Below are 9,203 nucleotides of genomic sequence, written 5' to 3' on the forward strand. Positions count from 1 at the left end.
TCTTCAGACACAAGGGCCTCCACTTCGTGTTGGGTAACAGCGTTTATCGTATCGCGACATAGAGGCGTGTGATAATACAAAGCGAAAAACACGCCCTCAAGCACAGGAGCGCACATGCCTTCCATCCCTACTATCGAGGTCCGCGGCTCAATCCGACTAGGCCAATTCCTCAAGCGCGCTGGTCTGGTTGAGGACGGTGCAGAAGCGCGCGACTTGATTCAAAGCGGTGACGTTAGTGTCAACGGCGAAGTTGAAACCCGCCGCGGGCACGCCCTCGAAGATGGCGAGCTCGTCGAGCTTCGCACGCCACAGGGAGTCTTCGCCGCTAAAGTTCGCGTCATCGACTAGCAGCCGAGGCCCACGCTCTCAGCTCGCGCCCCGCTTGCTTTCCCGAGGCCACGAGGCCTGCCCGAGTGCAGGCCTCAGTGCGAGGTCAGCACCCCGTCAGCGCCGACAACCGCCTTAACGTGACTAAAGAATGGACCCGATTGGGTGACGCGCAGGGACGAATCCAATTCGACAATTGTCACCCGTCCAGGTTCACGCAGGTGCAAACGTACGGGTGAGGAGCCCGGGAAGGTTTCCAGTACTTCCTTCAATTCACGCAAAAGCTCAGGAGTGCAGCGCGAAGCAGCCAGTTCCAGGTCAAGGGGCACATTTCCGTCTTCGCGCAGCTCGAGGATATTCATCGACTGGCCATAGATTGACACTTGTTCATCGCGAGTGTTGACACGACCCTCAATCTGAACAACAAGGTCAGGAGCAAGGAAGGTTTGCACTGTCTCATAGGCGCGCGGGAAGAAGAGCACCTCGACCGAACCGCTCAGGTCTTCGATCGTCGCAATTGCCCACGGGTTACCCTGTTTGGTGACCTTGGTCTGAACCGATGAAACCAAGCCCGCGATTTTGACAGTGCGGTCGACCATGCTCTCATCGCCGCCAACAATCTGCGCGATCTCAACGTCTTGATGACGGTCCAAGGCACCTTCAAGTCCACGCAGAGGGTGGTCCGAAACGTAGAGGCCCAGCATCTCGCGTTCTTCAGCGAGCTTTTGACGACGGTCAAACTCAGGAAGATCTGGGATTTCAATAGCCAGAGAAGAACCTGAGTCCTCTCCCATGCCCATTCCACCAAAGAGGTCAAACTGCCCGATGGCCTCGTTACGCTTGACGTCGATCACCGCATCCACGGCCTCGTCACAGCGCGACAGAAGAGCGCGCCGCGTGTAACCCAGCGAATCAAAAGCGCCTGCACGCACGAGCGACTGGATCGTTCGCTTATTGCAAACCACCTGAGGAACCTTGTCCAAGAAGTCTTGGAAGGTGGTGAACTTGCCTTTCTCCTGACGCGTCTCGACGATCGCGTCGACAACGTTCGCACCAACATTCTGAATAGCATTCAGACCAAAGCGAATGTCCTTACCATCAGGTGCAAAGGTGCCCATCGAGGCATTGACATCGGGGGGAAGAACAGTAATTCCCATGTGGCGGCACTCCGCCAAGTAGAGCGCACGTCTGTCCTTATTGTCCTTCGTCGAGGTCAAAAGAGCGGCCATATACTCGGTGGGATAGTTTGCTTTAAGGTAGGCAGTCCAATACGACACCAAACCGTAGGCTGCAGAGTGAGCCTTATTGAATGCGTAGGCCGAGAAGGGAACAACCACATCCCACAGAGCCTTGATTGATTCTTCGGAATAGCCGTTATCGAGCATGCCCTGCCGGAAGCCCTTGAACTGTTGATCCAGAACTTCCTTCTTCTTTTTACCCATGGCCTTACGCAAGATATCTGCTTGGCCAAGAGAGTAGCCCGCAAGTTTCTGGGCAATCTGCATAACCTGCTCTTGATAGACAATCAGACCGTAGGTCGTGCCCAGAATATCCTTCAAAGGCTCTGCGAGTTCGGGGTGGATCGGAGTGATCTCCTGGCGTCCGTTCTTACGCAGAGCATAGTTTGTGTGCGAATTTGCACCCATAGGACCGGGACGATAGAGCGCACCCACAGCGGAGATATCTTCGAAGTTATCCGGTTTCATCAGCTTGAGAAGGTCACGCATACCGCCACCATCAAGCTGGAAAACGCCCAAGGTATCGCCGCGGCCCAGCAACTCATATGTTGCCGGGTCATCTAGAGGCACATGGTCCAGATCGGGATCTTGCTTGCCATTGAGTTTGATGTTTTCAAGAGCATCAGAAATAACCGTCAGGTTACGCAGTCCCAAGAAGTCCATCTTGAGTAGCCCCAGACCTTCACAGGTCGGGTAATCGAATTGGGTGATGATCGCCCCGTCTTGAGGACGCTTCATGATGGGGATAATGTCCGTCAGCGTGTGCGATGACATGATGACCGCACATGCGTGGACGCCCCATTGACGGGTCAGCCCTTCAAGCCCCAGCGCGTACTGAACAACCTCGTGGACATCGGGGTTCTCTTCGTAGTACTTACGGAACTCCGCAGCTTCGGCGTAGCGTTTATCCTTCTCATCGAAGATACCCGCGACCGAGATGTCCTTGCCCATGACCGAAGGAGGCAGAGCTTTCGTCAGCTGCTCCCCCACCTTGAAGTCGCGTCCTAAGATTCGCGCAGAATCCTTCAGGGCCTGCTTGGTCTTAATTCGACCGTAAGTGACCACCTGTGAAATGCGGTCTTCGCCGTACTTTCGTTTAACGTACTCGATGACCTCATCGCGACGACGTTCGTCAAAGTCAACGTCGAAGTCGGGCATTGAAATACGCTCAGGGTTCAAGAAACGTTCGAAGATCAGTCCGTGGTTGAGCGGATTAAGCTCGGTGATCTTCATGGCGTAGGCAACCATGGATCCAGCACCCGAACCACGACCGGGTCCCACGCGGATTCCCTGGCTCTTTGCCCAGTTGATGTAGTCGGCAACGGTGAGGAAGTAGCCCGGGAAGCCCATCTTGATGATGACGTCTTCCTCATATTCAGCCTGCTTGCGTACATCATCCGGAATGCCTTTGGGGAAACGCTCCTGAAGGCCCTTTTCAACTTCTTTAATAAACCACGAGGTCTTATCTTCCCCTTCCGGAACAGGGAAGTCAGGCATGTACGAGGCACCCTCAGCGGTGGTCCTGAAGTGGACATCGCATCGCTCTGCAATTTCCAGTGTCGAATTGCAGGCTTCTGGCAATTCCTTCCAGATCGAACGCATCTCTTCGGACGAACGAATGTAGTAACCGTCGCCATCGAACTTAAATCGATCCGGATCAGAGATTCGCGAACCCGAGTTGATACATAGCAGCGCGTCCTGAATTCCGCGGTCTTCCTTTTTGACGTAGTGCGCGTCATTTGTAGCGACCAGTGGTGCGTCCATGAGCTTTGCAAGCTCGAGAAGCTGTTTTTGCGTACGCCTCTCAAATTCAATCCCGTGGTCCATAACTTCCACGTAGAAATTCTCAGGCCCAAAAATGTCGCGCAGCTCTGCGGCCTCAGCCACGGCCTCGTCCCATTGGCCCAAACGCATCCGTGTCTGCACTGCACCCGAAGGGCAACCGGTGAAAACAATCAGTCCCTTGTGGAAGCGTTCAAGCAGTTCCTTATCGGCGCGAGGCCACTTACCGAATTGCCCGTCGACCGAGGCATAGCTTCCCAGGCGGAAAAGGTTGTGCATTCCTTCTGTTGAGTACGCGAGCAAGGTGAGGTGGTTATACGAACCCGAAGCTGATACGTCATCGCTGCGTTGCCAAGGCTCACCCCAAGTCACCTTTTGACGATCGAAACGTGAAGTACCCGGAGTGACATAGGCTTCCAAGCCAATGATGGGCTTGATACCAGCCTTTGTCGCAGCATCATAAAACTCATAGGCACCGAAGAGGTAGCCATGATCGGTCAGGCCAATTGCGGGTTGTCCCAGCCTTGCAGCTTCTGCGACCATCGGCTTGATTCGTGCCGCTCCATCGAGCATCGAGTATTCCGAGTGATTGTGCAGATGCACGAAAGAGTCCGCTGGTGCCATGGTGTCAGTCTAGTGTTTCTTGAGCCAGCACACTGGGCGAAGCGTGCAGCAAAATGCTTAGGCGTGACGCAAAATCTCCAAAGCGTGATTGAGGTCATCCGGGTAAGGAGCCCGTACCGTCACAGGAAGTTGAGTTCGCGGATGCGTAAATCCCAGCTCAACCGCGTGCAGCCACTGACGGTCCAAGCCCAATTGTTCTGCCTTCGTGGGGTCAGCACCATAGAAGACGTCACCAACACAGGGATGGCCGATAGCAGCCATATGCACGCGAATTTGGTGAGTACGTCCTGTTTCCAGGTGTACATCCAAGAGCGCAGCACCCGGCATGAGTTCGAGGGTGTCGTAGTGCGTCACCGCGCGCTTTCCCCCGTCGATCACTGCCATACGCCATTCCCGCGAGGGGTGGCGCCCAATCGGTGCGTCAATCGTTCCCGAGGCTGGGTCTGGGTGTCCGGCAACCACCGCATGGTAGATCTTGCGTACAGTCCGTTCCTTGAAGGCGCGCTTCATCACCGAATAGGCGAGTTCGGACTTGGCGACCATCATTGCGCCCGAGGTTCCTACATCCAGTCGATGAACAATTCCTTGACGTTCAACTGGACCATGAGTCGTGATTCGATATCCCGCTGCCGCGAGGTTGCCAACAACAGTAGGACCTGTCCAACCCGGACCCGAATGCGCTGCGACACCAACCGGCTTATTGACAACGACAATATCGTCATCGTCGTAGAGAATATCCATCCCCACTACTGGAGTTACAGGAGTCTCCGGTTCAGGAATCGTAATTTCTAAAAGGTCGCTCTCTCCAAGCCTGTCTGATTTAGAAGCAGGAGTACCGTTAATCGTCACATTCCCGTCAAGGATGAGCTCACTACAACGTGAACGCGATAGACCAAGAATGCGCGAAAGCGCTGCGTCGACGCGCTCTCCGACTAAAGCATCAGGCACGGGCATCAAACGAGTATCGGACATATTCAGCGCACCGAGTGCTTGTTACCGGCAAAGCTTGCAATGAGCAAGATAACAACCGCGCAGACAATCCAAATATCAGCAACGTTACCAATGAACCACGTCCCATATCCGATGAAGTCGACGACGTGGCCACTTCCCCATCGAGGTTCCTGAATAAAACGATCGATCAAGTTACCAGCCGCACCGCCAAGGAGCAGAGCGCATCCGAAGGCAAGCAGGCGCGAGTCAACGCGCGGTAGATACATAACAATCGCGGTAACAACAACACAGGCGATGCAGGTGAAGATGATTGTCGTCTGCGAGCCCAAGGAAAAGGCTGCACCTGGATTCGCAGTGAGCTCGAGTCGAAGGAAGGATCCAAGGAGCGGGCGTTGCTGCCCATCACTCAGATTCTTCAGTGCCCAGAACTTTGAAGCCTGATCCGTTGCCAATGCGATTAAGGCAATGATGTACGCCCAGATGAGCATGCTGCGATTATTTTTCTTCACATAAAGAATTATGACGGTGGCGCCGCAAAGGCGCCACCGTCATAGAGATCTAGATCCGAAATCAGTTCTGAGTTCCGGCGTTCACTTCCTGGAGCAAACCTTCCAGGTGCTCGCGCAGGTTTGCACGGTATTCGGACTCGAAGGAACGCAGTTCGTTGATCTTGCCTTCGAGCAGTGCGCGCTCCTGATCCAGCTGAGAAAGAATGTTCTGGTGCTGGTTCTGTGCATCAGCAATAATTTCGTCGCGCTTTGCGTTTGCGTCGGCGATGATGCGATCGGATTCTTCGCGGCCATCGCGAACGTACTCGTCGTGGACGCGCTGTGCCAGTGCAAGCATCGAGGTTGCAGACTCTGCACTCTCGGGAGCAACAGCAACTGCGGGGGCAGCAACAGCGGTCTCAGTGACGGAAGGCTCGGATGCAACGGGCTCTTCAACGACAGGAGCAGCGGTCTCTTCTGCAGGCTTGTAGCTGGGGGCCTCGCCACCGGACAGCTCAGCGACACGACGCTCAGCAGCCTCAAGCTCTTCGCGCAGGTTCTGGTTCTCAGCCTGGAGAGTATAGATCGTGGAAACAACCTCATCGAGGAAGTCGTCAACCTCGACCTGGTCATATCCTTCACGGAACTTCACGATGTTGAAGGTTTTTTCCAACACATCTTCGGTTGTGAGCAGAGCCATTTGTTTACCTCTCGGTACTTGTTGTGTGACGCTTGCATGCTTGCGTCACCGGATCACCGATGAGGATGACCCGAACTACACACTGGAATAATAGCGGAACTAGCGTCACAATAACACCAATTTCCCCATATTTCACTTATTACTCAGGTGACATGCAACCGCGATAGACCCGAGGTTACTGCCAAACGCCAGAGCTAAAAGCCCAAGCTGCGAACGAAAACCCCGAGGTTTTCAACAATGATCGTTGCCAAGAACAGGATCATAAATCCCAGATCGATGGCAACGTTCCCTCCAAGACGCAGCGGCGGAATAATCCTGCGCAGGAAAGAAAGAGGAGGATCAGTCAACGCATAGACTAGATTCGCGATGGGCAGAATGACCCCTGACGGCCTCCACAGTGGAGAGAAGAAGCGAATCCAATCAAAAATCATGCGCGCGATCAACACGAGCATGTACAGACCCGCAAGAAGAGCAATCGCTCCCCCCAACCACTGGGAGATCATGATCAGCGTCCGAAGAGCGAAGTGGCCGAACGGTTCGACCCGGTCACGTCGCCAGTTACCTCAACGCTGTGAGGCGAAAGAAGGAAAACGCGATCGGTAACGCGCTCGAATACCCCCTGAAGGCCATAAGTCAAGCCGACAGCGAAGTCGATGAAACGCTGCGCATCCTTATCTGAGACCTCAGAAAGATTCATGATGACAGGAACACCATCACGGTAGGGTTCGGCGATTGCCGGCGCATCGTTGTAGTTCAACGGACGCACGGTGACGATACGCGAAAGATCCGCCTGCTGAACGCTGCGGCGCTCCTCACGGTGAATGGGCGTGACATTCGATGCGGGAGTAATGTGAGCCACTTCTGTCTCCTCAACTTCTTCGGGAAGGAAGTCCAAGGTGCTCTCATCGACCTCTTCCGGGGTGTACCAACCCATGAATTGGCGTGCTTTTGCTCCGAAGCCTGACATCATGCTCTCCTCTATGTAACGGGACCTGAGCACAAAGTAATGCGCCGGAGCGATTGACACGCTTAAGCATGCCGGCATGTCGCAATTACTGATGCGAAACGCCCACAACCTGGGTCTCGACGATAGGAATGATATGAGGGATTTTCCAGTGTGCATTCATTGATCCACGAGGCCGCAATCCCTCGCTCCGTGGCCCATGCCAATGCCGCACCGGGAAGATCTAGGGCGTCACTGCCCCACGATGTGCGCGAAGCTATCGCGGGAGCAATAAGCGCACTCTGATCTTTCATTGAAGTCGGGACTTCGTAGCATCGACCGCAGATAGACGGTCCAATAAGCATCTGAATATCAGCAGTGTCCACACCAAGAGAAGCAAAGACCTCACATGTTCGGTCAAGAATCCCTCCGAGGAATCCCACGCGCCCGGCGTGAACTGCGCCGATGACTCCGTTTCCACTACTCAGCAAGATCGGCATGCAGTCTGCAGTCATCACAGCCAATGCTGGAGGTTGTTCCCACTGACGTGAATCGATCAGGACACCATCGCAGTCAAGGGGTCCTATTTCCCCTTGATACTCCTGTGACAAAAGGAAGGCACTCGCAGGGGTAAGCGCCTCAACGTTCACCGAATGCGTCTGATTCATCCAAACAATGGGATGACCAATTCGTATGGAAAGCTCACGGCGACGCTCATGCACATGCTCCGCATTATCGCCGACGTGCGTCCCAAAGTTGTCCCGATACGGGTCGGTGCCCGCGCCGACTTCAGTGAAGTAAACGCGGGCACCGTGCAGGTCAGTGTGCTTCATCAGCGCAAGAAATCAGGAATATCCAAGACGTCCGAAGGCTGCTCCTCTTCGAAGACACGAGGTACTTCGAGGGAAGGAACTTCCTTCGACGACTCTTCTTCGCTCTGGCGGGCAATCGGAATCTGGTTGGTGCGCGTTGGCAATTCAGGATCTGCGCGGTGAGCTGCAGTGTGCGCCGAGGCGACCTCCCCGATGCGGCGCTGAGGAGCTGCTGGAGCTTCGGTCTTTTCCGGACGAGCGTGGACCGGTCGAGGAGCCACGACGGGCTCATTTGCCGGAGAAGATTGGGATGCTACCTCGTCAAAGCCCGCCGCGATGACGGTCACGCGAATTTCATCGCCAAGGGAGTCATCAATGACAGAACCGAAGATGATATTGGCTTCGGGGTGCGCGGCCTCGCGAACCAAAAGCGAGGACTGGTAGATCTCCTGCAAGCCCAGGTCGGAACCGCCTTGGAAGAACATGAGGACACCGTGTGCACCATCGATCGAGGCTTCGAGGAGCGGTGAGGAGATAGCGGACTCCACTGCTCGCAGAGCGCGATCTTCGCCGGTTGCCGAACCAATACCCATCAGGGCAGAACCGGCATCCTTCATTACGGACTTCACATCGTTGAAGTCCACGTTGATCAGGCCAGGGGTAGTGATCAGTTCGGTGATACCTTGAACGCCAGAAAGCAGAACCTGATCGGCTGCACGGAAAGCTTCGAGTACCGAGATATTGGCGTCTGAGATCTGAAGCAGACGATCGTTCGGAATGACGATCAGGGTGTCAACCTCTTCACGGAGCTTCTCAACACCGGCATCAGCCTGAGATGCGCGGCGGTTTCCCTCAAAGGAGAAGGGACGGGTGACAACACCGACGGTCAGGGCGCCTGCGGTGCGTGCAATCTTCGCAACAACGGGGGCAGCACCGGTTCCGGTACCGCCACCTTCACCTGCGGTCACGAAGACCATGTCCGCGCCTTCAAGGGCCTCGGTAATTTCGTCAATGTGGTCTTCGGCTGCCTGTCGTCCCACTGCGGGGTCTGCACCGGCGCCGAGGCCATGGGTAAGGTCACGACCAATGTCCAACTTCGTCTCTGCATCGGACATCAGCAAAGCTTGCGCGTCGGTATTCACAGCAATGAACTCAACGCCTTTCAAGCCAACTTCAATCATTCGATTGACGGCGTTAACACCGCCGCCACCAACTCCGACGACTTTGATAACCGCCAGATGATTCTGCGGTGCGACCATAACCTTGCCCTCTTTCTGCGCACCAACCTTAAACCTCAAGTAGAAGGTTGATGTTTGACCTGCGTGTAGACGGGAAGAA

The 9,203-nt window shown here is 54.9% G+C and carries 9 protein-coding genes; 1 reads left to right on the forward strand and 8 read right to left on the reverse strand.

What is annotated here, in order from left to right:
* The first annotated feature begins 114 nt into the window (after positions 1-114).
* Complete coding sequence (locus ADG72_RS03120) at positions 115-348, forward strand: RNA-binding S4 domain-containing protein (RefSeq protein ID WP_009747979.1); 234 nt, start codon at positions 115-117, stop codon at positions 346-348.
* A gap of 74 nt (positions 349-422) precedes the next feature.
* On the opposite strand, the gene dnaE is transcribed toward ADG72_RS03120, so the two are convergent.
* The 8 genes from dnaE to ftsZ form a co-directional block, all read right to left on the reverse strand.
* Positions 423-3,971, reverse strand: coding sequence for a DNA polymerase III subunit alpha (dnaE, locus tag ADG72_RS03125; RefSeq protein ID WP_048712168.1), 3,549 nt, complete (start codon positions 3,969-3,971; stop codon positions 423-425).
* A 57-nt stretch (positions 3,972-4,028) separates the two neighbouring features.
* Positions 4,029-4,943 carry an RluA family pseudouridine synthase gene (locus ADG72_RS03130; RefSeq protein WP_178707037.1) on the reverse strand — a complete coding sequence of 305 codons (915 nt, stop codon included), beginning with the start codon at positions 4,941-4,943 and terminating at the stop codon, positions 4,029-4,031.
* Between the two features lie 2 nt (positions 4,944-4,945).
* Positions 4,946-5,410, reverse strand: coding sequence for a signal peptidase II (gene lspA / locus ADG72_RS03135; protein ID WP_048712169.1), 465 nt, complete (start codon positions 5,408-5,410; stop codon positions 4,946-4,948).
* Positions 5,411-5,492: 82 nt separating this feature from the next.
* Entirely contained in the window at positions 5,493-6,110 is a 618-nt protein-coding gene (locus ADG72_RS03140; protein WP_048712171.1) for a DivIVA domain-containing protein, read from the reverse strand.
* 194 nt (positions 6,111-6,304) lie between these two features.
* Positions 6,305-6,613 (reverse strand): YggT family protein, encoded by a 309-nt coding sequence (locus ADG72_RS03145; protein WP_048712172.1) that lies wholly within the window; start codon positions 6,611-6,613, stop codon positions 6,305-6,307.
* 2 nt (positions 6,614-6,615) lie between these two features.
* Positions 6,616-7,080, reverse strand: a complete 465-nt coding sequence (locus ADG72_RS03150) for a cell division protein SepF (RefSeq protein WP_009747973.1) — start codon at positions 7,078-7,080, stop codon at positions 6,616-6,618.
* Positions 7,081-7,139: 59 nt separating this feature from the next.
* The gene (locus tag ADG72_RS03155) at positions 7,140-7,886 is read right to left on the reverse strand and encodes a polyphenol oxidase family protein (RefSeq protein ID WP_048712174.1); all 747 of its coding nucleotides are present in this window, start codon (positions 7,884-7,886) and stop codon (positions 7,140-7,142) included.
* Entirely contained in the window at positions 7,886-9,124 is a 1,239-nt protein-coding gene (gene ftsZ, locus ADG72_RS03160) for a cell division protein FtsZ (protein WP_048712175.1), read from the reverse strand. Before ftsZ ends, ADG72_RS03155 begins: the two co-directional genes overlap by 1 nt.
* Positions 9,125-9,203: the final 79 nt, after the last annotated feature.

It is taken from the genome of Trueperella pyogenes, assembly GCF_001070855.1.
Taxonomy (GTDB): domain Bacteria; phylum Actinomycetota; class Actinomycetes; order Actinomycetales; family Actinomycetaceae; genus Pauljensenia; species Pauljensenia pyogenes_A.

Coding starts and splice junctions, on each gene's coding strand:
- ADG72_RS03145 (WP_048712172.1), bottom strand. CDS start 6,613: ATGATCTCCCAGTGGTTGGGGGGAGCGATTGCTCTTCTTGCGGGTCTG.
- ADG72_RS03150 (WP_009747973.1), bottom strand. CDS start 7,080: ATGATGTCAGGCTTCGGAGCAAAAGCACGCCAATTCATGGGTTGGTAC.
- ADG72_RS03130 (WP_178707037.1), bottom strand. CDS start 4,943: ATGTCCGATACTCGTTTGATGCCCGTGCCTGATGCTTTAGTCGGAGAG.
- lspA (WP_048712169.1), bottom strand. CDS start 5,410: ATGCTCATCTGGGCGTACATCATTGCCTTAATCGCATTGGCAACGGAT.
- ADG72_RS03140 (WP_048712171.1), bottom strand. CDS start 6,110: ATGGCTCTGCTCACAACCGAAGATGTGTTGGAAAAAACCTTCAACATC.
- dnaE (WP_048712168.1), bottom strand. CDS start 3,971: ATGGCACCAGCGGACTCTTTCGTGCATCTGCACAATCACTCGGAATAC.
- ADG72_RS03155 (WP_048712174.1), bottom strand. CDS start 7,886: ATGAAGCACACTGACCTGCACGGTGCCCGCGTTTACTTCACTGAAGTC.
- ftsZ (WP_048712175.1), bottom strand. CDS start 9,124: ATGGTCGCACCGCAGAATCATCTGGCGGTTATCAAAGTCGTCGGAGTT.
- ADG72_RS03120 (WP_009747979.1), top strand. CDS start 115: ATGCCTTCCATCCCTACTATCGAGGTCCGCGGCTCAATCCGACTAGGC.